The 19,155-nt window shown below is 62.3% G+C and carries 23 protein-coding genes; 7 read left to right on the forward strand and 16 right to left on the reverse strand.

Annotation, left to right across the window (positions count from 1 at the left end):
• Positions 1-305 precede the first annotated feature (305 nt).
• The gene (locus EN859_RS24040; protein ID WP_127855177.1) at positions 306-923 is read left to right on the forward strand and encodes a transglutaminase-like cysteine peptidase; all 618 of its coding nucleotides are present in this window, start codon (positions 306-308) and stop codon (positions 921-923) included.
• A gap of 20 nt (positions 924-943) precedes the next feature.
• Here EN859_RS24040 and EN859_RS24045 read toward each other — a convergent pair whose 3' ends face one another.
• From EN859_RS24045 to EN859_RS24060, 4 genes are all read right to left on the reverse strand, one after another.
• Positions 944-1,312: a helix-turn-helix transcriptional regulator gene (locus EN859_RS24045; RefSeq protein ID WP_127855176.1), complete on the reverse strand. Its 369-nt coding sequence runs from the start codon at positions 1,310-1,312 to the stop codon at positions 944-946.
• 27 nt (positions 1,313-1,339) lie between these two features.
• Positions 1,340-1,879, reverse strand: coding sequence for a Smr/MutS family protein (locus EN859_RS24050; protein WP_127855175.1), 540 nt, complete (start codon positions 1,877-1,879; stop codon positions 1,340-1,342).
• Complete coding sequence (locus EN859_RS24055; RefSeq protein WP_127855174.1) at positions 1,876-3,018, reverse strand: murein transglycosylase A; 1,143 nt, start codon at positions 3,016-3,018, stop codon at positions 1,876-1,878. Before EN859_RS24055 ends, EN859_RS24050 begins: the two co-directional genes overlap by 4 nt.
• A gap of 127 nt (positions 3,019-3,145) precedes the next feature.
• Positions 3,146-3,850, reverse strand: a complete 705-nt coding sequence (locus EN859_RS24060; RefSeq protein ID WP_127855173.1) for a Tim44/TimA family putative adaptor protein — start codon at positions 3,848-3,850, stop codon at positions 3,146-3,148.
• A gap of 196 nt (positions 3,851-4,046) precedes the next feature.
• Here EN859_RS24060 and EN859_RS24065 point away from each other — a divergent pair, with 196 nt between their 5' ends.
• Entirely contained in the window at positions 4,047-4,547 is a 501-nt protein-coding gene (locus EN859_RS24065; protein WP_127855172.1) for an FxsA family protein, read from the forward strand.
• Between the two features lie 84 nt (positions 4,548-4,631).
• A complete protein-coding gene (gene secB / locus EN859_RS24070; RefSeq protein ID WP_127855171.1) occupies positions 4,632-5,132 on the forward strand; it encodes a protein-export chaperone SecB in 501 nt (166 codons plus the stop codon).
• Positions 5,133-5,336: 204 nt separating this feature from the next.
• Here the strand turns inward: secB and EN859_RS24075 are convergent, their stop codons facing one another.
• From EN859_RS24075 to EN859_RS24125, 11 genes are all read right to left on the reverse strand, one after another.
• The gene (locus tag EN859_RS24075; RefSeq protein WP_127855170.1) at positions 5,337-5,726 is read right to left on the reverse strand and encodes a DUF1801 domain-containing protein; all 390 of its coding nucleotides are present in this window, start codon (positions 5,724-5,726) and stop codon (positions 5,337-5,339) included.
• Between the two features lie 73 nt (positions 5,727-5,799).
• Positions 5,800-6,270 carry a DUF1801 domain-containing protein gene (locus EN859_RS24080; RefSeq protein WP_127855169.1) on the reverse strand — a complete coding sequence of 157 codons (471 nt, stop codon included), beginning with the start codon at positions 6,268-6,270 and terminating at the stop codon, positions 5,800-5,802.
• Between the two features lie 12 nt (positions 6,271-6,282).
• The gene (locus tag EN859_RS24085) at positions 6,283-6,504 is read right to left on the reverse strand and encodes a hypothetical protein (RefSeq protein WP_127855168.1); all 222 of its coding nucleotides are present in this window, start codon (positions 6,502-6,504) and stop codon (positions 6,283-6,285) included.
• Positions 6,505-6,580: 76 nt separating this feature from the next.
• Positions 6,581-6,973, reverse strand: coding sequence for a VOC family protein (locus EN859_RS24090; protein WP_127855167.1), 393 nt, complete (start codon positions 6,971-6,973; stop codon positions 6,581-6,583).
• Between the two features lie 69 nt (positions 6,974-7,042).
• On the reverse strand, positions 7,043-7,474 hold the full coding sequence (locus EN859_RS24095; protein ID WP_127855166.1) for an SRPBCC domain-containing protein: 432 nt from the start codon (positions 7,472-7,474) through the stop codon (positions 7,043-7,045).
• Positions 7,471-7,794, reverse strand: a complete 324-nt coding sequence (locus EN859_RS24100) for a metalloregulator ArsR/SmtB family transcription factor (protein WP_127855165.1) — start codon at positions 7,792-7,794, stop codon at positions 7,471-7,473. Before EN859_RS24100 ends, EN859_RS24095 begins: the two co-directional genes overlap by 4 nt.
• Positions 7,795-8,001: 207 nt before the next feature.
• Positions 8,002-8,706, reverse strand: a complete 705-nt coding sequence (gene dnaQ / locus EN859_RS24105; RefSeq protein ID WP_127855164.1) for a DNA polymerase III subunit epsilon — start codon at positions 8,704-8,706, stop codon at positions 8,002-8,004.
• Positions 8,707-8,790: 84 nt separating this feature from the next.
• Entirely contained in the window at positions 8,791-9,396 is a 606-nt protein-coding gene (gene coaE / locus EN859_RS24110) for a dephospho-CoA kinase (protein WP_127855163.1), read from the reverse strand.
• Positions 9,393-10,235 carry a shikimate dehydrogenase gene (locus EN859_RS24115; RefSeq protein WP_127855162.1) on the reverse strand — a complete coding sequence of 281 codons (843 nt, stop codon included), beginning with the start codon at positions 10,233-10,235 and terminating at the stop codon, positions 9,393-9,395. Before EN859_RS24115 ends, coaE begins: the two co-directional genes overlap by 4 nt.
• Complete coding sequence (locus EN859_RS24120) at positions 10,228-10,827, reverse strand: Maf-like protein (protein WP_127855161.1); 600 nt, start codon at positions 10,825-10,827, stop codon at positions 10,228-10,230. Before EN859_RS24120 ends, EN859_RS24115 begins: the two co-directional genes overlap by 8 nt.
• A 174-nt stretch (positions 10,828-11,001) precedes the next feature.
• Positions 11,002-11,823 (reverse strand): pyruvate, water dikinase regulatory protein, encoded by an 822-nt coding sequence (locus EN859_RS24125; RefSeq protein WP_127855160.1) that lies wholly within the window; start codon positions 11,821-11,823, stop codon positions 11,002-11,004.
• A 402-nt stretch (positions 11,824-12,225) separates the two neighbouring features.
• Here EN859_RS24125 and hemE point away from each other — a divergent pair, with 402 nt between their 5' ends.
• From hemE to rho, 3 genes are all read left to right on the forward strand, one after another.
• Positions 12,226-13,257, forward strand: coding sequence for a uroporphyrinogen decarboxylase (hemE, locus tag EN859_RS24130; RefSeq protein ID WP_127855159.1), 1,032 nt, complete (start codon positions 12,226-12,228; stop codon positions 13,255-13,257).
• On the forward strand, positions 13,257-13,793 hold the full coding sequence (gene hemJ / locus EN859_RS24135) for a protoporphyrinogen oxidase HemJ (protein WP_127855158.1): 537 nt from the start codon (positions 13,257-13,259) through the stop codon (positions 13,791-13,793). Before hemE ends, hemJ begins: the two co-directional genes overlap by 1 nt.
• A 166-nt stretch (positions 13,794-13,959) precedes the next feature.
• Positions 13,960-15,225 carry a transcription termination factor Rho gene (gene rho / locus EN859_RS24140; RefSeq protein WP_023675925.1) on the forward strand — a complete coding sequence of 422 codons (1,266 nt, stop codon included), beginning with the start codon at positions 13,960-13,962 and terminating at the stop codon, positions 15,223-15,225.
• 236 nt (positions 15,226-15,461) lie between these two features.
• Here the strand turns inward: rho and EN859_RS24145 are convergent, their stop codons facing one another.
• Positions 15,462-17,480 (reverse strand): thioredoxin domain-containing protein, encoded by a 2,019-nt coding sequence (locus tag EN859_RS24145; protein WP_127855157.1) that lies wholly within the window; start codon positions 17,478-17,480, stop codon positions 15,462-15,464.
• Positions 17,481-17,543: 63 nt separating this feature from the next.
• On the opposite strand from EN859_RS24145, the gene mnmE reads away from it, so the two are divergent.
• Complete coding sequence (mnmE, locus tag EN859_RS24150; protein ID WP_127855156.1) at positions 17,544-18,878, forward strand: tRNA uridine-5-carboxymethylaminomethyl(34) synthesis GTPase MnmE; 1,335 nt, start codon at positions 17,544-17,546, stop codon at positions 18,876-18,878.
• The last annotated feature ends 277 nt before the right edge of the window (positions 18,879-19,155 follow it).

The raw sequence follows: 19,155 nt of genomic DNA on the forward strand, positions 1-19,155 counted from the left end.
CGCGAAGCCAGGTAAAGGCGGAGTCGAGAGATAGCGGCCTCCGCGCGCCGGCGCCTGATCGGTCCTGATAAAATCTGGATGGAGTTTATCTTTCTGTTTTACCACGATCTTTTCCGGAAAACCGGTTACCATTTTTCGCTGACGCGGTCCCTCGGTTCGGGATCATGGTCCAGTCGGCCTGTTGCACAATGGCCGCTGTAAGGGCGGTGCAGGTAACCATGCCATCAATCTGATTGTCGCCATAATTGACACGGAGTGTAAATCGCCCTTAACCTTTCATTAACAAACGGGGCGAACGGGGGACAATGACTTCCTCACCGATGGCACGGACCCTGCGTGCGTGCGCAGTAGCAGGGCTGGTGATTTCTGGATACTGGGCGGCGCCGGCTTCGGCGGCCGGGGCGATGATGATCGGCGGCGCTACCTCGCAACCGATCGGACACTATGATTTCTGCAGGGGCAATCCGGCCGAATGCTCGATCCGCTCCAGCAACCTTGCTCCCGCCACCATGACCGATGCGCTGATGCGCAAGCTGATCAACGTCACCGCCAGTGTCAACGCCGCCGTCAAGCCGGTGAGCGACTACGAAATCTATGGCAGGGACGAAGTCTGGGCCTATCCCGACAAGGGCGTCGGCGACTGCGAGGACTATGTTCTGGAAAAGCGCCGTGAGCTTTACCGCATGGGGATGTCGCTTGCCGATCTGCTGATGACTGTGGTGCGCAAGCCGGACGGCGAGGGCCATGCGGTGCTGACGGTGCGCACCGACAAGGGCGACTACGTCCTCGACAATCTGACCAACAAGGTGCGGCTGTGGGACGCGACCGGCTATCGCTTCCTCAAGCGCCAGGCGATCGACAATACCGGCCGCTGGGTTTCGATACGCGGTGGCCAACAGGTTCTGGTCGGCTCGGTCCAGTAAATTTTTTCAGGCGAACAGATTCACTTCCGCTGGCCAAGCGCGGTGCGGATCGATGCGGTGATGCGGCGAAGCTCGGCATCGTCCAGCTTCTCGATGTTTTCGGCCAGAAGATTGGCAAGTTCGGTGGCGGCGGGGCTGAGGCCAGACGTATCGATCTTGACGCGCGGATGAGAGGTCTCGGCCAGGCGCGCGAGTTCCTCGGCATCGTCCCATATGACGTTGAAATAACCGATGATCTTCTGGATCAGCGTCCAGGTCGGCGCGCCCCGGCGGCCATGCTCCAGCGCCGACAGATAGGCGGCGCTGACGCCGATCGCCTCGGCCATCGCCTTCTGGCTGACGCCGCGCTCGCTGCGCAGCGCGCGAAGCTTTTCGCCAAATGGGGTCACGCGCTTGTCCTCATCACGGGCATGTCCTCATTGGCGCGGCCGCCGCAAGCGGACGTAAAGCGCGCCGGAGCCGCCGTGGTTGCGGGCAGCATGGTCATGGCTGGAGACCAGCGGCCGGAAAGCCGGCGTCGACAGCCAGGCCGGCACGGCGCGTCGCAACACGCCGTCGCCACCCGACGAAGAGCCCTTGCCGGTGATGACCAGCACATAGCGGATGCCGCCGGCATGCGCCCGGTGCAGGAATGAAAACAAAAGCGAATAGGCCTGGTCCTGGGTCAAGCCGTGCAGGTCGACGCGACCTTCGATCGGCAGCCGGCCCTTCGACAGCTTCTCCAGCGTCGGCTCGTCGAGCGCATGGGAAACATGCTGTGCCTTTGGCTTCGCGACACCGGCTGCTGCGCCGGCGGCCTGTGCCGGCGGCGGCGCTGACTTGGCAGTGTCGTCGATCTCTGGGCCGAGATTCGGAATCTCGACCGCGGTTCTGCCCTTCAACGGCTTGGCGGTGCGCGCAACCAAGTTCCACAGCACCCGGTCGTCCTCACTCAGCCTGTCGATGCGACGGGTCATCGGTCCGCCTCCCTGAAAAGGGAGCGCGGGATCAGCGCATAAAAATCGGCAGCGTTGCGGACGACACCGGCGATCTCGCCGGCGGCATCGCCCGAGCCGGTGAACAGGTCGCCGCGGGCCGGCCCGGTGATGGCCGAGCCGGTGTCCTGCGCAATCATCAGGCGCCGGAACGGCTTTTGGTCAAAGGCAGTCAGCGACGGCGCGTCGATATAGAAGGGCGTGCCGAATGTGTGGAGCAGGCGGTCGACAGCGATCGAGCGGCCCGGCGTCAGCGGGACCTTGGCGGCGGCGATCGGGCCAAGTGCTGCGTCATCGACCGCCGCTTCTCGAAAGAAAATATAGGAGCGGTTGCGCCAGAGGATCTCGTCGATGCGATCCGGATGCGCCTTGAACCAGGCGCGGATCGACTGCATCGTCACTTTCTCCAACGGGATTTCGCCTGTTGCACTCAGGATCTTGCCGGGCCCGGTGAAACGCTGACCGGACTTCGCGGCATAGGTGACGCGGCAAAGCCGGCCGTCGGTCATGTTCAGCCGCGCCGCGCCCTGCACATGGATGAAAAAGGCGTCGACCTTGTCGGCGAGCCAGGCGATCTCCAGGCCCTTGCCGGCAAGCGCGCCGCGCTCGATCTCGCCGCGGTCGAAATATTCGACCGGCCCGTTCGGCGTATCACGGGCGAAGGCGAGATAGGGGTCCATGCCAAACGGCCGGTTGGCATCGTCGATGTCGATGAGATCGGCCGGGCGAGACAGCAGCGGCACCGCAAATCGTGCTGTCCGGACCGGCGAAGCCTCGACCACCGGCTCGTAGAAGCCGGTGACAAGACCGTGCCCGCCGTCTTCGGCGCCGATGCGGGCCGGGGTAAAATGGCGCTCGAAGAAGCCGCGCGCTTCATACCGATTCGAAAGCGGGGGCCGATTCGAAAGCGAAGACCGATCCGGAAACGAAACGGCGCGCGCTTCCGCATAGGCTTCGGCAAAAGCATTGAAGTCGACACCGAGCGCGCCGGAGCGATACGGCCTGGCCAGGACATGAAAGGCCGAACGGCGAAAGGCGACGAAGGCCGCCAGGTGATCGTCCTCATCCCAACCGGGCAGCTCGCCAAAGGATTTTTCGCTGAATGACTGAGATAGCGACACGAAGCGCCAGCCGCCGTTTAAAGCGCATCGCGTTTGAAGAGATTCATGCGACGCGCTTTGAGTCCTTGTTTTCACGCATGTCGTTGTCCCAAAACCGCTGCGCACTTTTAGGCGACATGCATCGGTTTCAGTCTTCTTCTTCGGTGGCGACAAGCTTCCAGTTCGGATCGCGCGAGCGCGTGTCGCGGGCAAAGGTCCAGACATCCTTGACCTCGGCGACGGTCTCGGGATCGCCGTCGATGACAGCGCCGGCCTTGTCGCGGGTCGCCGAAATCAGCTCGCTGACGATGCGCAGCGTGATGTGGGCCTCGCCGCCCTTCATCTCGGCGGAAACGATGTCGGCCTTGTTGATGCCGACGAAGGAGGACTGGATCTTTTCCGATTTCGCCTCGCGGTCGCCAATTGCAGCGACGAATCCGTCATAGACCTCGCGCGACAACAGGTTCTTCAGCGTCTTGCGGTCGCCATCGGCATAGGCCATGACGATCATCTCATAGGCCATCTTGGCGCCGTCGACGAAGGTCTTCGGATCGAATGCCGGGTCGTTGTCCTTGATCGTCCGCAGGCCCTTGTTGAGATCGCTGTCAGGCTTGGCAAAGGCATCGATTGCCGCGTAGGTGTCGCCGGCAGCGTCTCCCGGCATCCGCTTGCGCGGCAGCGAGACCACATTCTCGGATTTCTGGGCAGCGTCTTCGCGCGTCCGGCCCGCCGTATAAGGGTCAAAGGGCGGGCGTTCGCTTCCCGTGCGGCGACCGAGCACATTGCGCAGCTGGAAAAAGATCACAACCGCCGCAATCAAAAAGAAAATTGTGCCGAAGTCGAAGAAACCCATATCTTCCGCCAATCGATCCCTGTCCCGGCCGGACCGCCGCCAGCAGAGGCCGCGATCGCATAGCGTTAAACATCCAAAGCATATAGAACGCCAGGCGCAATCATTCAAATCAAAGGCAGGCATACCTATCTAACAGCCTCAGTGCCAGCGGCGATTGCTCGCCGGCCGGCAAAACCTGGAAACGATCGGTCAAGATTTGCGCATTTCGTTCCTTCCCCTGTTCCTCGTCGCGCTTCCGCTGCTGGAAATCGCTGGCCTCGTCATTGTCGGCCGCCAGGTCGGCGCCTTGGCGACGGTCGGCCTGGTGCTGGCTTCGAGCATCGCCGGCAGCCTGCTGCTCAGGCACCAGGGTTTCGGCGTCATGGCACGCGTGCGCGCCGAAATGGACGCCGGACGCGATCCAAGCCGCCAGCTCGCGCATGGCGCCATGATGGTGCTGGCGGCGATCCTGCTGATCATCCCCGGTTTCATCACCGATATCCTGGCCATTCTGCTGTTGCTGCCGCCGGTCCGCGATCTCGCCTGGCGGACGCTGAAAGGCCGCATCGTGCTGGCGACCGATTTCAGTGCCGGCGGTTTTCGCGCCCGCCAGCGCGGCAAGACCATCGATCTCGACGACGGCGACTATTCGCGCGCCGACGACTATTCGCGCGGACCGGATCACAATTCTCCCTGGCGCCGCCTCAAGGACGAGTAGTCCTTTACCGGGGCGGCCGACCATGATAGCGAACCCCCGGTTTCAATCCGGTAGCAATGCTGCCTAGGCAAAAGGACAAGGCTCATGGCCAGCAAAGATGACGCGCCGGTCGGCGCCGGCAACGGCAACGGCAACGGAGCGCAACCCTCGCTCAACGTGCTCGCCCAATATGTGAAGGATCTGTCCTTCGAAAGCCCTGGCGCGCCGAATTCGCTGCGCGGCCGCGACAAGGCTCCGGGCATCGCCATCAACGTCAATGTCAACGCCAACCCGCTTTCCGACAAGCAGTTCGACGTCAACCTGACGCTGAACGCCAAGGCTTCCTTCGACCAGGAAGTGCTGTTCAATGTCGAGCTGGTCTATGGCGGCGTGTTCAACGTCAGCGGTTTTCCGCAGGAACACATGCTGCCGATCCTGTTCATCGAATGCCCGCGGCTGCTGTTCCCGTTCGCCAGGCAGATCATTGCCGAGGCGACGCGCAATGGCGGCTTCCCGCCCTTGATGCTCGACCCGATCGATTTCGCGCAGATGTTCCAGCAGAAGCTTGCCGAGGATCAGGCCGCCGCCAAGGTCAAGGTGAGCTAGGCGCTGTCTACAAAGCGGTTGGATTCGAGATGCCTCCTAGGGGAGGCTGGATCGAGTCGCGCCCCGGCTAGCAAGCCATCGGAACGGTGCACGAGGAGCGGCATTTCGGGCATCCCGAGGTAAGAGCTTCCCTTCAGGCTCAATGGAACGAAGAGCGGCGGACATCGCGCCGGCCGGGATAGGCCCGTGAGGCGCCGGATTCGACTATCGGGCCGTGTTCAGGGCCACAGCGGCGCGAATGAGCGCCGTCAACGCCTTCTCATCAATCCTGTCGCCCTCATGGAAATCGATGGCACGCCTGGTGTTGCCTTCGAGGCTGGAGTTGAAGAGGCCTGAAGGGTCCTCCAACGAGGCGCCCTTGGCGAAGGTCATCTTGACGACGCTCTTGTACGTCTCACCGGTGCAGATCATTCCGGCGTGCTCCCACACCGGAACCCCTCTCCACTTCCACTCCTCGACCACTTCGGGGTCGGCTTGCTTGATCAATGCGCGGAGCCGAGAGAGCAGCTCGCCCCGCCAGTCGCCCAACTCCCTGATCCTGCCGTCTATCATCTGAGATGGAGACTTTCCTTCCTGGGGCGCGCTCTTGCTCATGATGTTCCCTCCTTTCCGTTCATCTTGTTTCTTGGGCTGAACACGGGAGACTGGTTGAAGATCCCTGCCCGCGCTACGGGACCCAGCCGGGCAGCTCCGATGCCTGCCTGATCCAACTCGCCACGAGCTCCTCGTCGAGCTGGTCGTGCTCATGTATGTCGAGATAACGCACTTCCTTATGTTTGGACTCGCCGGGAGGAGGAGGACGCAACGACGTGCCGCGGAAGAAAGCCAATTTGACGTACTTCGTGAAGCAATGAAAGTTGAGGAACCAGCCCCGGCCCTCGATGCCATAGAAGGGCGAGTTCCATTTGACTGCCTTGCGCACGTCGGGGACGGTGCGCTCGATGAGCGCGTCGAGGCGGCGCCCGACGTCGCTTTTCCAGCCCGGCATGGTCGCGATGTAAGCCTGCACGGGAGCGTCGCCGTCGGCCTTCGCGATCTGGGGGTTGCCGCCCGCAAGGAGGGCCGGCTTCGCAGCGGCCCGCTTGGCGGCGGCCATCTTTGCATCCTTCGCCGACTTCCTGGACGTCTTGTCGGCCATTGTGTTCATCTCCTATGCGTCGGTGCTTCGCTCGCTGCCCCACCTGGCGGCATATGGCAGCACGAACATATAGAGGCCAGTAAACAGCAACAGGAAGAGCGGAAGCAGTGGCGAGTAGACCACCCAGGCGGGAGGCTCACCCAGTCCCATGGCGACGAAATTGGCGATGACGGTCACCGTAAAGGCAATGGACAGCCAACGGTGGATCTGCCGAACCCACTTGTTCCAGTTCAATGGGACCTCCCTTGGAGACGAGCCTCATCGGATCGGGCGAGCCTGTTGGCGGCGCTCGTGCTGTTGAACATGCACCCTACCAGCGCGCCAGCTGGGTGATTTGAATGAGATTGCCGCAGGTGTCGTTCAGCTGGGCGATGGTCGAGCCGGTTACTTCGGTCGGCGGCATGGAGAACTCGGCGCCGCGCGCCTTGATGCGCTCGCAGTCGCCCTTGACGTCGTCGGTAAAGAACATGACCGCGGGCTGGCCCTGCTGGAATATGGCTTGCTGGTAGGCCTTGGCCGCGGGATTGTCGTTGAGCGCGAGTTGCAGCTCGGTTCCGTCCGGCTCGTCGGGCGAGGCCACGGTCAGCCAGCGAAACGGCCCATTGCTGAAATCGGCCTTCTTGGTAAAGCCCAGCACTTCGGTGTAGAAGCGCAGAGCCTTTTCCTGATCGTCCACGTAGACGCTGGTCAACTTGATCTTCATTGGTATTCCTCCGTTGTCACGTTCGGGGTGTGCCGCTCTGTGAACTGGCCCGGCTTGTGCCGGCGGACTTCAATCTGTCCGCGCCAGGACCTGCTCCAGCTTTGCGAAGAACTGCTGCCACCCTGCCTTGGCGCCTCCGAAGGCCTGCTTCTGATCCGGCCGGAAGCCCGACTGCTCCATGCGCAGGTGGGTCCCCGTGCTCGTTGGTGTGAGCGTAAAGTTCACCACACTCTTCAGATTGTAGGCCGCATCGTCGTGCGCAAAATTCCAAGCATAGGACAGCGCTCTGTTCGGCTCGACGGCGAGGACCTCGCAGTCCAACACGCCGCCCCAGTCTCCGCGAAGATTGAAACTGTGGCCCACGACAGGCTTGAAGTCGTTCTTCATGAGCCACTCCTCGATTAAGTGTGGTTGCGTGAGCGCGCGCCAGATCTTTTCGGGTGGATAAGCGATCTCCCGTTCGACAACGACGGAGCGCGTTTCGGTCGACGTTTCGTTCACTGGTCCATCCTTTTGAGCAGGTCTTCGAGGTCGTCGAACCGGCTCTGCCAGAACCCGGCCATCTGGCTTGTCCAGTCGATCAGCGGGGCAAGCGCGCCGAGCTGAGCGCTATAATGGGTTTGTCGTCCTTCATGGCGGTCGCGTACCAGCCCGGCCAGCCTGAGAACGCCAAGATGCTTTGACACGGCCGGTTGCGAGACCCCGGACTGAGCTGTCAGGGCCCCGACCGTCTGCTCTCCTTCGCGGCACAGTCGTTCGAAGAGAGCCCGCCGGGTCGGATCGGCGAGCGTTCTGAAGAGCACATCGTGAGCGTTCGGCATTTGGGATCGATAACCTGATGGCTATGATTGACGTATAACCACAGGGATATATGAGCGTCAAGCGGCAACGTGGAGCGGCACAGTGATCCTCGTCACAGGAGCCACCGGCCATGGGGGCGCGCCGCCATCGTCCATGCCTTCGTCATTCTAGGGTCTCCGCGACGTCGCTTCGCTCCTGCTCCGCCCTGGGACTACGAAGGCGGGATGTTAGTTTGCGGCGACGCGCAGCCACAGCGCCTTTTCACCAAGCGTGCCGACCAGGCCGGCGTGTGCGGCGCGTTCGGCGTCGGTCAGGCGAGGTGGCAAGGGGATCGGCCGGACGCCGATCGAAATGTCGATGTCGTCGACATCTGCCCTGCCGGCAGAAGGTGACGCGACGCTGTCGAGGATGAGCGCCGCCTGCTTGCCGCCGATAAGCTCGATATAGACCTCGGCCAGCAATTCCGAATCGAGCAAAGCGCCGTGCTTGGTGCGGTGGCCATTGTCGATGCCGTAACGTCGGCACAGAGCATCCAGCGAATTGGGGCCCATCGGATGCTTGCGCCGCGCCAGTGCAAGCGTGTCGACGACACGCCCGGGATCAATGGCCGGATGGCCAAGCCGGCCGAATTCGAGATTGAGGAAACCGATATCGAAGCCGGCATTGTGGGCGACAAGCTTGGCACCGTCGATGAAGGCGAGAAATTCGTCGGCGATTTCCACGAAAGTCGGCTTGCCAACCAGGTCGGCGGCGCTGATGCCGTGCACGGCCTGCGCTTCCGGGTGAATCGGACGTCCTTGTGGATTGATGAATTTGTGGAAGCTGCGGCCGGTCGGAAAGCGGTTGACCAGCTCGACGCCGCCAAGCTCGATGACGCGGTCGTCGCGTGTATCGAGGCCGGTGGTTTCCGTATCGAAGATGATTTCGCGCATCGAATCAGTCCACTCTGAAAGAGCAGAATCATGCTCCGGCGCAAAATGGCAATGGGAAATGCTGACCACAGCTGACGGCAATCGTCAGCAGCCTGGCTTGCCGAACTTATCTCCGGACAATTCGGCAACGATCTTGTTGACCGCCGCACGTGCGGCATCAAAGCCTTGTCCGGTGTCGATGACGAAATCGGCACGCCGGCGCTTTTCGGCGTCGGGAACCTGCCGGGCCAGGATCGATGCCAGTTTTTCCTCCGTCATGCCCGGCCGCGCCAGCACGCGGGCGCGCTGGGCATCGGCCGGCGCGGTGACGACCACGACCTTGTCGACACGGTCCCGGCCGCCGGTTTCGAACAGCAGCGGGATGTCGAGAACCACAAGCGGCGCGGCGGCAGCACGGTTACGTGCGAGAAAGGCGTCGGCGTCGGCGCGGACAAGCGGATGGATGATCGCTTCCAGCCTTTTCAGTGCGGCTGCATCGCCAATCACCCGCTCGGTTAGCTTTGTGCGATCGACCGAACCGGACCTGGTAGTGCCGGGAAAGGCCGCCTCAATCAGGGGAGCAGCCTTGCCGGCATAGAGACGATGTACGGTCTCGTCGGAATCATGGACGGGCACGCCAGCCTCGGCAAACATCTTCGCCGTGGTCGACTTGCCCATGCCGATCGATCCGGTGAGGCCGAGCACGATCATTGTCTTGTGCCGATATCGGCAACGATCAGCTGCCGCAGCTCATGAGTGACTTCCGGCCTGGTGCCGAACCAGCGCTCGAAGCCAGGCACCGCCTGATGCAGCAACATGCCGAGCCCGTCGACCGCCTTCAGGCCGCGTGCCCTGGCTGCCGCCAGCAGCGGCGTCTGCAGCGGCACATAGACGATATCGGTGACGATGGCATGGTCCGGCAACCCGGCCGGTTCGGCGGACAGGCCTTCATTGCCGTGCATGCCGAGCGCGGTGGTGTTGACCAGCAGGCCGGCGTCGGCAAGCAGTTCACCGGTCGCAGCCACGCCATGGGCCGAAACGCCGGCACCGAAGCGGCGGCACAGTTCCTCTGCCCGGGCAAGCGTCCGGTTGACGATGCGGATGTCACCAACACCGCGCTGCTTCAATGCGTGGATGACCGCGCGCGACGCACCACCGGCGCCAAGCACCACGGCCGGCCCGTTTGCCGCCCAGCCCGGCGCATGGTCGTCCAGATTGGCGGCAAAGCCGTGACCGTCGGTGTTGCCACCGCACAATTCGCCGTCCTCGAACCACAACGTGTTAACGGCACCGATCTGTTCGACCGCCTCGTCGTGGCGGGCGACCAGCGCAAAGGCGGCCTCCTTGTGCGGAATGGTGACGTTGCCGCCCCGATAGCCATTCACCTCGAGCTTTTTCAGGAATGCGGCAAAATCTTCCGGCGTGACATCGATGGCCTGGTAGCTGCCGTCGATGCCGTATTTCGCCAGCCAATAGCCGTGGATCTTTGGCGACCGCGAATGCGCGATCGGGTGGCCGGTGACGAAGGCTTTTTTCGATGCCTCAGCCATCGATGGCTCCGAGGCTGCGGAGTTCGGCCAGCACCGGCAAAAGCGGCAGGCCGACAATGGTAAAATAGTCGCCCTCTATTCTTTCGAACAACTGGATACCCTCGCCTTCGATCTGGTAGGCGCCGACGCTGGACAATGCCTTGGCACCGACACGCGCCAGATGGCGGCCGATGAAGGCCGGATCGAGCTTGCGCATGGTCAGGCTGGCCACGCCGACATGCCGCCACAGAACCGCGCCGTCTCGGGCCAGAACGACGGCGCTGTTGAGCTGGTGGGTCTTTCCCGACAGCGTCAGCAGGTGACGGCGCGCGCCTTCCATATCGGCAGGCTTGTGGAAGACCTCGTCGCCGAGCGACAGCGTCTGGTCGCAGCCGAGCACGAGGGCGCCGGGCTTTCGTTCGCTGACCTCGGTGGCCTTGGCTTCGGCGAGGATCAGGGCGACATCCTCCGGCGACACGCCGCTGTCCTGCAACGGTGCCTCGAGCGCGCGTTCATCGACCGCGGCAGGAACCGCCTCGACCGCGACGCCGGCATTGACAAGCAGCGTCTTGCGGAACGGACTGCCCGAGGCAAGGATGATTTTTTCGGCCATGATTTTCGCGCCTTGATTTTGGCACACGCCCAGGGCGTGTCGAGATTCAGGTCAGGCCGAGCCGAGAATGGTGGGTTCCGAGAACCGGAACGGAGCGGACATTTGGGTCCGTGAGTACCGGAAGCGCAGGGAACCGCCGTTCGCAGGCCGGCATCACCTGAATATCAACACGCCCTAGCGTGTCTTGCCGCGCAGGGCAACGATCGCCGCCGCCGTTTCCTCGATCGAACGGCGGCTGACATCGATCATCGGCCAGCCGTGCCGGGTGCAGATCTGACGGGCATAGGCAAGCTCTTCGGCGATCGCGGCGCGGTCGACATAGTCGGTCGGCTCATAGGCGCTGGTGTTGCCGAGGATGCGGTTCTGGCGGACCTGCGAGATGCGTTCGGCGGTGGCGACCAGGCCGACGATCAACGGCCTCCTGGCGTTGACCAGGCTTTCCGGCACCGGCACGCCGAGCACGATCGGGATGTTGGCGGTCTTGATGCCACGGTTGGCGAGATAGATGCTCGTCGGCGTCTTCGAGGTGCGCGAGATGCCGATAAGCACGATGTCGGCATCGTCCATGTTGGCCGGCAGCTGGCCGTCATCATGCTCCATGGTGAAGTTGAGCGCATCGATGCGGCGAAAATATTCGGCGTCGAGAACATGCTGGGCGCCGACGCGGCGGCCGGCCGGCGTGCCGAGATAGGACTGGAACACGGTCAGCACCGGCTCCAGCACGGAGACGCAAGGCAGGCCCATGGCAGCGCAGCGCTCGTCGATGCCGCGGGCGAGCTTCTGGTCGACGACGGTGTAGAGAATGATGCCCGGCTCCTCCTCGATGTCCTCGAACACTTTCGTCACCTGCTTTTCAGTGCGGATGAGCGGATAGATATGCTCGATGGCGCGTGCATCCTTGTACTGCGCTGAGGCGGCGCGGCCGGCAGCCAGCAGCGTTTCGCCGGTGGCGTCGGAAATCAGGTGAAGGTGAAAGAAGCTCTGGGGTTTGTTCACAGGGTTCCGTTCCAGGCTGTGGGCCGATGTGGATAAGGCCGGAGGGAGAAATCCGCCAGCCGGGCGGACTGTATCAGATGCCAGTTTGTCCACAATTCGATGTGCTGTCAGCTTCGTCGGGCGGCTGGGGACAAATCCGGGGACGGGTATTTCCACCCTTGCCCCATCCACAGGGCGGTTTTCATTGCACCGGCGGCAAGCCATTGACTCCTGTCGGAAATTCTCGACTTTCCACAGAGCCCTCCAATCCCGGCTGAGAAGCACGCGACAATATGCTGGCTGGCCTTTGTCAGGGCAAAGCTGGACAGGTGACAACCACCAGTACCAACAGACTCTTAGAATCAGAAGATTCTTTAGAAATAGATATTTGATTATAGAGAAGGCCGGAGAGGCGAGCGCTGAATGCCTGAAAATCGCATCATGCTGGACGTGTTGAGAGGCAGGGCAACGTTTCCGCCGCCGCTCTGGATGATGCGCCAGGCCGGCCGCTATCTGCCGGAATATCGGGAGACGCGCAGGCGAGCCGGATCGTTCCTCGATCTTTGCTACGATCCCGACCTTGCCGTGGAAGTGACGCTGCAGCCGATCGAGCGCTTTGGCTTTGACGCATCGATCCTGTTTTCCGATATCCTTGTCGTGCCGCATGCGCTTGGCCGTGAAGTCCGCTTCGAGGAAGGACGCGGGCCAGTGCTGACGCCGATCACGGCTGCCGAAATAGCGGCTCTCGAGGTCGAAACGTTTCACGTGAATCTCGAACCGGTCTACGAGACGGTGAGGCGATTGCGGAGAAAACTGCCTGATGAAACGACGCTGATCGGTTTCTGCGGCGCGCCGTGGACGGTGGCCACCTACATGATCGCCGGACATGGCACGCCGGACCAGGCGCCGGCGCGGCTCTTTGCCTATCGCGAGCCGGCAGCTTTTTCGCGATTGCTTGAAGTGCTCGCCGATCACTCCGCGGCCTATCTCATCGGCCAGATCGAGGCCGGCGCCGATGTGGTGCAGATTTTCGATTCCTGGTCCGGCGTACTCGACGAGGCGTCTTTCGATTTGTTCTGCGTTCGCCCGGTGGCGGAGATCGTCAAAAAGGTGAGGGCCGTTCATCCGGATGTTCCAATCATCAGCTTTCCGAAGGGCGCCGGTGCCCACTACCAGAGCTATCGCCAGAAGACCGGCGTGACGGGGCTCGGGCTAGACTGGACCGTGCCGCTGACGATGGCGAAGGAACTGCAGCGCAGCGGGGCCGTGCAGGGCAATCTCGATCCGTTGCGGCTGGTCGCAGGCGGCAAGGCACTTGCCGACGGCGTCGGGGCTATCCTGAAGGCGCTGGGCGATGGGCCGCTGATCTTCAATCTCGGCCACGGCATCACGCCGGAGACGCCGGTCGCGCATGTCCAGGCGATGGTGAAAATGGTGCGGAGCGCGTCGCGCTGATGGCTGGGACAGACAATACCGACGGTGGAGCCATCGCAATGCGGCGGGCGGCGATCTCCATCGTCATTTTCTTCGTCCTGGCCGGGCTTCTGTTCCTGTTCGGGCCGGACGATTTCTATCCGTGGGCAAAGGCCATCCATGTGATAGCCGTCATCTCGTGGATGGCTGGCATGCTCTATCTGCCGCGGCTGCTGGTCTATCATGCCGACGCGGAGAGGGGGTCCGTCCAGTCGGAAACCTTCAAGGTGATGGAGCGACGCCTGTTGCGGGGCATCATCAACCCGGCCATGGTCATCACTTGGGTATTCGGCCTCTGGCTCGCCTGGAAAGGCTTTGGTTTTCAGGGCGGCTGGCTGCATGCCAAGATCGCGGCGGTGCTTTGCCTCTCCGCAGTTCATGGCTATTTGGCCGGGGCCGTGCGCAAGTTTTCCGAAGACCGCAACGAAAAAGCGGCAAGGCACTGGCGGATCGTCAACGAGATCCCCACATTGTTGATGATCGTCATCGTCGTCCTGGTCATCGTCAAGCCTTTCTGAGGCCCCGATGACCCGCAAAAGGCGGCTTGCTCTTTCGATAGACCGACGATAAAAGACGGATCTTCCTTTCCGTCATGCGCCGCCCCCATTCATCGCTTCGGCCGCGCCCGGCATTTGTCGCATCCCGCCGATATTTTTCCCAAAGCTGATTCAGAGCCCGCCTATGATGCAAGAAATGAAACTCACCGAGTTCAAGAACAAGAAACCACCAGAGCTGATCGCCTATGCCGAATCGCTCGAGGTCGAGAACGCCAGCGTCATGCGCAAGCAGGAGCTGATGTTCGCGATCCTGAAGAGGCTGGCGACACAGGACATCGAGATCATCGGTGACGGCGTGGTAGAAGTGCTGCAGGACGGTTTCGGCTTCCTGCGCTCGGCCAATGCCAACTATTTGCCCGGCCCGGACGATATCTATATTTCGCCTTCGCAGATCCGGCGGTTTTCGCTGAAGACCGGCGACACCGTCGAAGGCCCGATCCGCAGCCCGAAAGAGGGCGAGCGCTATTTCGCGCTGCTCAAAGTCAACACAATCAATTTCGACGACCCGGAAAAGATCCGCCACAAGATCCATTTCGACAATCTGACGCCGCTTTACCCGACGTCGCGGCTGAAGATGGAGATGGAGGTTCCGACCTCGAAGGACATCTCGGCCCGCGTCATCGACCTGGTGGCGCCGCTCGGCAAGGGCCAGCGCGCCCTAATCGTGGCGCAGCCGCGTACCGGCAAGACGGTGCTGCTGCAGAACATCGCCCATTCGATCACCACCAATCATCCGGAATGCTACCTGATCGTGCTTTTGATCGACGAGCGGCCGGAGGAAGTTACCGACATGCAGCGCTCGGTGAAGGGCGAGGTCGTGTCGTCGACCTTCGACGAGCCGGCGGTGCGCCACGTTCAGGTCGCCGAAATGGTGATCGAGAAGGCGAAGCGTCTGGTCGAGCACGGGCGCGACGTCGTCATCCTGCTGGATTCGATCACGCGCCTCGGCCGTGCCTACAACACCGTGGTGCCGTCATCCGGCAAGGTGCTGACCGGCGGTGTCGACGCCAATGCGCTGCAGCGGCCGAAGCGCTTCTTCGGTGCCGCCCGCAACATCGAGGAAGGCGGCTCGCTGACCATCATCGCCACCGCGCTGATCGATACCGGCAGCCGCATGGACGAGGTCATCTTCGAAGAGTTCAAGGGCACCGGCAATTCGGAAATCGTGCTCGACCGCAAGGTGGCGGACAAGCGCATCTATCCGGCCATGGACATCTTGAAGTCCGGCACCCGCAAGGAAGATCTGCTGGTGCCTCGCCAGGACCTGCAGAAGATCTTCGTGCTGCGCCGCATCCTGGCGCCGATGGGAACGACGGACGCCATCGAGTTCCTTATCGACAAACTCAAGCAGACCAAGACCAACGCCGATTTCTTCGATTCGATGAATACGTAAGGCGGGCTGGGGCGGGCCCGGAAGTAACCATCGGCGCTGCCCCTCATCCGCCTGCCGGCACCTTCTCCCCGTTCACGGGGAGAAGCCCGCTGGCGCCGCAGCCTCGGCATTGATCCTGCAAAGCAGGTAGTTGGCGAAATCTTCAGCGAAAGCGTCTTTACGGGGACAAATGCCCGGCAGGGCAATGAGGGCAGCGCCAACGCTAATCTAAGACCTGAAACGGATTGCCTGTCCGTCTACTGCCGCCGCAGAACCCGCTCGAGCTCTTCGGGGCTGGTTATCACCGGCAGGCAGACCTGCCCGGTGCAAAGCCATGCGCCGGGCTTGTCGGTTGGCGGCAAAACGCCGCCTGGCAACATCGGCAGGTTTGTTGCCGAGCCGACCGGCACGACATTATCGATCCGGCGCGGGTCAGGGTTTCGATTCGCTACCGGAACAAGCACTGGGTCTTCCGGTTTGTCCACGACCACCAGCTTCAATGGCTCGATCGCCAAGGCACAGGCGTTGATGATGCCCGCTTGGCCATAGGCCTGGTGTGCCGCCCTTCCGGCGGCGTGTTCGGCAACTTTCCAGGCCTTTTCCTGCAGATCGAGATTGCCGGCAAGAGAAGCCAGCCGAACCATGGCCCCGATGATCTGGCCAGTGGCTGAGGGAATGGCCTCGTCGACGTCGCCCCGGATGCGGATCGGCACGTCGCTGCAGTCCGACGCGGTCAGATAGTAGCCGGTGTTTTCGCTATCCTGATGCCACCGGTCGAGCTGTGCGATGAATTGGCCGGCCAGTTCGGCGTAGCGCGACATGCCGGTTGCCTCGAACAGCGAGATCGCAGCGTTGGCCATGGCGGCATAGTCGCTCGACAGTGCAGGAAACAGCCTCTTTTCGCCCAGGATCGAATGCGGCAAGCGATTGTCGCGACCGGCCGTGGCAATGAAAGCAAAGGCTTGTTCGGCCGCCTCGATCCAGTCGATCCGTTTCAGGGCGCGCCCGGCCTCGGCAAGTGCTGCGATCATCAGGCCGTTCCAGTCGGTGAGGGTTTTGTCATCACGTGCCGGTCTTACGCGCTGCTCTCTTGCCGCCAGCAATTTTTCTTTCAACGGGACCAGCCGATCCCGATCGGCAACGCTTTGCCTTTGCTGCTCACCGGTCTGATGGAGGATGGGCTTGCCTTCCCAGCCCGGCGGGGTGGAAAGCGTTAAGTATTTGAAAAACAGAGAGGATTCGTCGCCAAGAACGGCCTCGATCTCATCCTTGCTCCAGGTGTAGAAGAGGCCCTCCTCGCCGTCGCTGTCGGCGTCGAGGCTCGCAGCGAATGCCTCTCCATCGACGCGCATCTCACGCAAAAGCCAGTCGATCGTGTCTTCGATTCGTATCCGGAACAAATCGTTGCCGGTTGTCGAATAGGCCCAGTTGCACAGCCGGATGAGCTGGGCGTTGTCGTAGAGCATCTTTTCGAAATGCGGCACCAGCCATTCGGCATCAGTCGAATAGCGGCTGAGACCGCCGCCAACGTGGTCATAGATTCCGCCACGCAGCATTTGCTCGAGGCTGAGCAGAACGGCATCGCGGTGCGATGTGGCGCCGTCGCGCAGCCACGACAACCAGAGCGTCTGCATGAACGGCGCATTGGGGAATTTTGGCGCACCGCGCAGGCCGCCCAACTCCCTGTCGATCATGCCATCGATGCCGTTGGCGAGGTTTGCCAGCGCATCGCGGTCGAGCGCAGCCTTGCCATGGGTGCCCGCCAGCCGCGCCTCGACATGTGTGGTCAAACCGTCGGCGCTCTGGCCGAGGCTTTGTCTCTTCTCCCGCCAGGCCTTGTCGACCGCCTCCAGCACCTGGACGAAACCGGGGCGGCCGTAGCGGGCCTCGTGCGGAAAATAGGTGCCGCCCCAGAAAGGCTTGCCGTCCGGCGTCAGGAACATGGTCAGCGGCCAGCCGCCCTGCTCGCCCATCGAGGACAACGCCGCCATGTAGATCTGGTCGATGTCCGGGCGCTCTTCGCGATCGACCTTGATATTGACGAAGAGACGGTTCATGACGGCGGCGACATCGTGGTTTTCGAAGCTCTCGTGTGCCATGACATGGCACCAGTGACAGGCGGCGTAGCCGACCGAGAGCAGGATCGGACGCTGCAGCGTCTGTGCTTCGGCCAGGGCGGCAGGCGACCACGCACGCCAGTGCACCGGATTGCCGCTATGCTGCTGCAAATAGGGGCTGGCTTCTTCGGCAAGCAAATTGCGCGGAGGCAAGGTCACGGTAAGCGGCTCCGTTAAAACGAGATAGAACAGGCGAAGCTAGAGCATTCGGCAGAGCGGGCAATGCTATTCAGTGAATCCATCGTTGCGCTTTCCAGCGGGCGCCTGCCGGCCGGCGTTGCCGTTATCCGCATTTCGGGCCGCCAAAGTCGATTCGTGGTCGAAACGATCGCCGGTTCGACGGTCCCGGACCGCGTCGCGACCTGTCGCAAGTTCAGGGCGCCGGACGGATCGGTGCTCGACAGCGGCCTGGTCGTCTTCTTTGCCGGCCCCGCCAGCTTTACCGGCGAGGATGTCGCCGAGTTCCATGTCCATGGCGGGCGGGCCGTGGTGGCGAAGATGCTGGAAACGATTGCCGACTTTGACGGCGTCAGGCATGCGGAGCCGGGCGAATTCACCCGCCGCGCCTTCCTCAACGGCAAGGTCGATCTGGTCGAGACCGAGGCGCTGGCGGACCTGGTCAATGCCGAGACGGAAGCGCAGCGGCGCTTTGCGATACGGAACGCCGAAGGCGTGCAGAGCGAACTCTATCTAGGCTGGCGCCGGCGGCTTATCCATGCGCGGGCGATGATCGAGGCAGAGATCGATTTTGCCGACGAGGACGACGTGCCCGGTTCCGTCGCAGACACGGTCTGGGCGGACGTGCGGGCGATGATCGGCGAGATCGAGCGCCATGTCGATGGGTTCCGCGCGGCCGAAATCATCCGCGACGGGTTCGAGGTCGTCATCCTCGGGGCGCCGAATGCCGGGAAGTCGAGCCTGTTCAACGCGCTGGCGCGACGCGATGCTGCAATCGTCACGGATGAACCCGGCACAACCAGGGATCTGCTCGAAGTGGTGCTGGATCTCAAGGGGTTGCGGGTAAGAGTGGTGGACACCGCCGGCCTGCGCGAGGGACCCGGGAAGGTGGAGGCGATCGGCATCGAGAAGGCCCGAACGAAAGCACACAGCGCCGACCTGTTGCTGCTGTTGGAGGATATGCTGGATCCGGCCGCGGTCGGCGCGATGCCGGCCGACATCCCGGCTTTGAGGATCGGGACCAAGTTCGATCTGCTGCAAGGCAAGCCGCAAGCAGCCTCGCTTGCAGCGCGGTACGATTTTGTGATCTCGACCAGGGACGGAACGGGCCTGGCAGAGCTGCTGGAAGAGATCGGCCGGCGCGCCACCGGTCAGATCGGCCAGGTCGGCGATATCCTGCCGTCGCGGCTTCGGCACGTCGAGATCCTCAATGAGACGAGAGGTTTCCTGCTTGCCGCAGCCAAGCAAGACGAGAGAGGGCAGGAATTGCGGGCGGAGGAACTGCGCTTGGCTGCAGACCGGCTCGGCCGAATCGTCGGCGCCGTCGGCGTCGAGGATATGCTGGACGTCATCTTCTCGCAGTTCTGCATCGGGAAATGACTCACGTGAAACATTGCGGGGCAGGGTCGGCCTGCGGTGATTCACGTGAAACATGATGTGCTGGTGTCGGAAATTATTGTTTCACGTGAAACCAATCGTCGGACAGTCGCTTCAGTTCTCGCTCTCCGGGCGTTGGAGGGGCAGCGCCGATATCGATAGGCGGTCACCTCCACAAGAGGTCGACATCAATAGTATTAACGGGGCGACTATCCTGCCACGTGTCCCTGTTCTTGACAGCGGATGCTGACGGGCACATGTGTCGGCGGATTGAACTTGG

The organism is Mesorhizobium sp. M00.F.Ca.ET.216.01.1.1, from assembly GCF_004010325.2.
Taxonomy (GTDB): domain Bacteria; phylum Pseudomonadota; class Alphaproteobacteria; order Rhizobiales; family Rhizobiaceae; genus Mesorhizobium.

What these genes read in the sequence shown, in the direction of transcription:
- EN859_RS24040 (WP_127855177.1), top strand. Translation starts at nt 306, where the DNA reads ATGACTTCCTCACCGATGGCACGGACCCTGCGTGCGTGCGCAGTAGCA.
- EN859_RS24050 (WP_127855175.1), bottom strand. Translation starts at nt 1,879, where the DNA reads ATGACCCGTCGCATCGACAGGCTGAGTGAGGACGACCGGGTGCTGTGG.
- EN859_RS24060 (WP_127855173.1), bottom strand. Translation starts at nt 3,850, where the DNA reads ATGGGTTTCTTCGACTTCGGCACAATTTTCTTTTTGATTGCGGCGGTT.
- secB (WP_127855171.1), top strand. Translation starts at nt 4,632, where the DNA reads ATGGCCAGCAAAGATGACGCGCCGGTCGGCGCCGGCAACGGCAACGGC.
- EN859_RS24075 (WP_127855170.1), bottom strand. Translation starts at nt 5,726, where the DNA reads ATGAGCAAGAGCGCGCCCCAGGAAGGAAAGTCTCCATCTCAGATGATA.
- EN859_RS24080 (WP_127855169.1), bottom strand. Translation starts at nt 6,270, where the DNA reads ATGGCCGACAAGACGTCCAGGAAGTCGGCGAAGGATGCAAAGATGGCC.
- EN859_RS24090 (WP_127855167.1), bottom strand. Translation starts at nt 6,973, where the DNA reads ATGAAGATCAAGTTGACCAGCGTCTACGTGGACGATCAGGAAAAGGCT.
- EN859_RS24100 (WP_127855165.1), bottom strand. Translation starts at nt 7,794, where the DNA reads ATGCCGAACGCTCACGATGTGCTCTTCAGAACGCTCGCCGATCCGACC.
- dnaQ (WP_127855164.1), bottom strand. Translation starts at nt 8,706, where the DNA reads ATGCGCGAAATCATCTTCGATACGGAAACCACCGGCCTCGATACACGC.
- coaE (WP_127855163.1), bottom strand. Translation starts at nt 9,396, where the DNA reads ATGATCGTGCTCGGCCTCACCGGATCGATCGGCATGGGCAAGTCGACC.
- EN859_RS24115 (WP_127855162.1), bottom strand. Translation starts at nt 10,235, where the DNA reads ATGGCTGAGGCATCGAAAAAAGCCTTCGTCACCGGCCACCCGATCGCG.
- EN859_RS24120 (WP_127855161.1), bottom strand. Translation starts at nt 10,827, where the DNA reads ATGGCCGAAAAAATCATCCTTGCCTCGGGCAGTCCGTTCCGCAAGACG.
- hemE (WP_127855159.1), top strand. Translation starts at nt 12,226, where the DNA reads ATGCCTGAAAATCGCATCATGCTGGACGTGTTGAGAGGCAGGGCAACG.
- hemJ (WP_127855158.1), top strand. Translation starts at nt 13,257, where the DNA reads ATGGCTGGGACAGACAATACCGACGGTGGAGCCATCGCAATGCGGCGG.
- rho (WP_023675925.1), top strand. Translation starts at nt 13,960, where the DNA reads ATGCAAGAAATGAAACTCACCGAGTTCAAGAACAAGAAACCACCAGAG.
- mnmE (WP_127855156.1), top strand. Translation starts at nt 17,544, where the DNA reads ATGCTATTCAGTGAATCCATCGTTGCGCTTTCCAGCGGGCGCCTGCCG.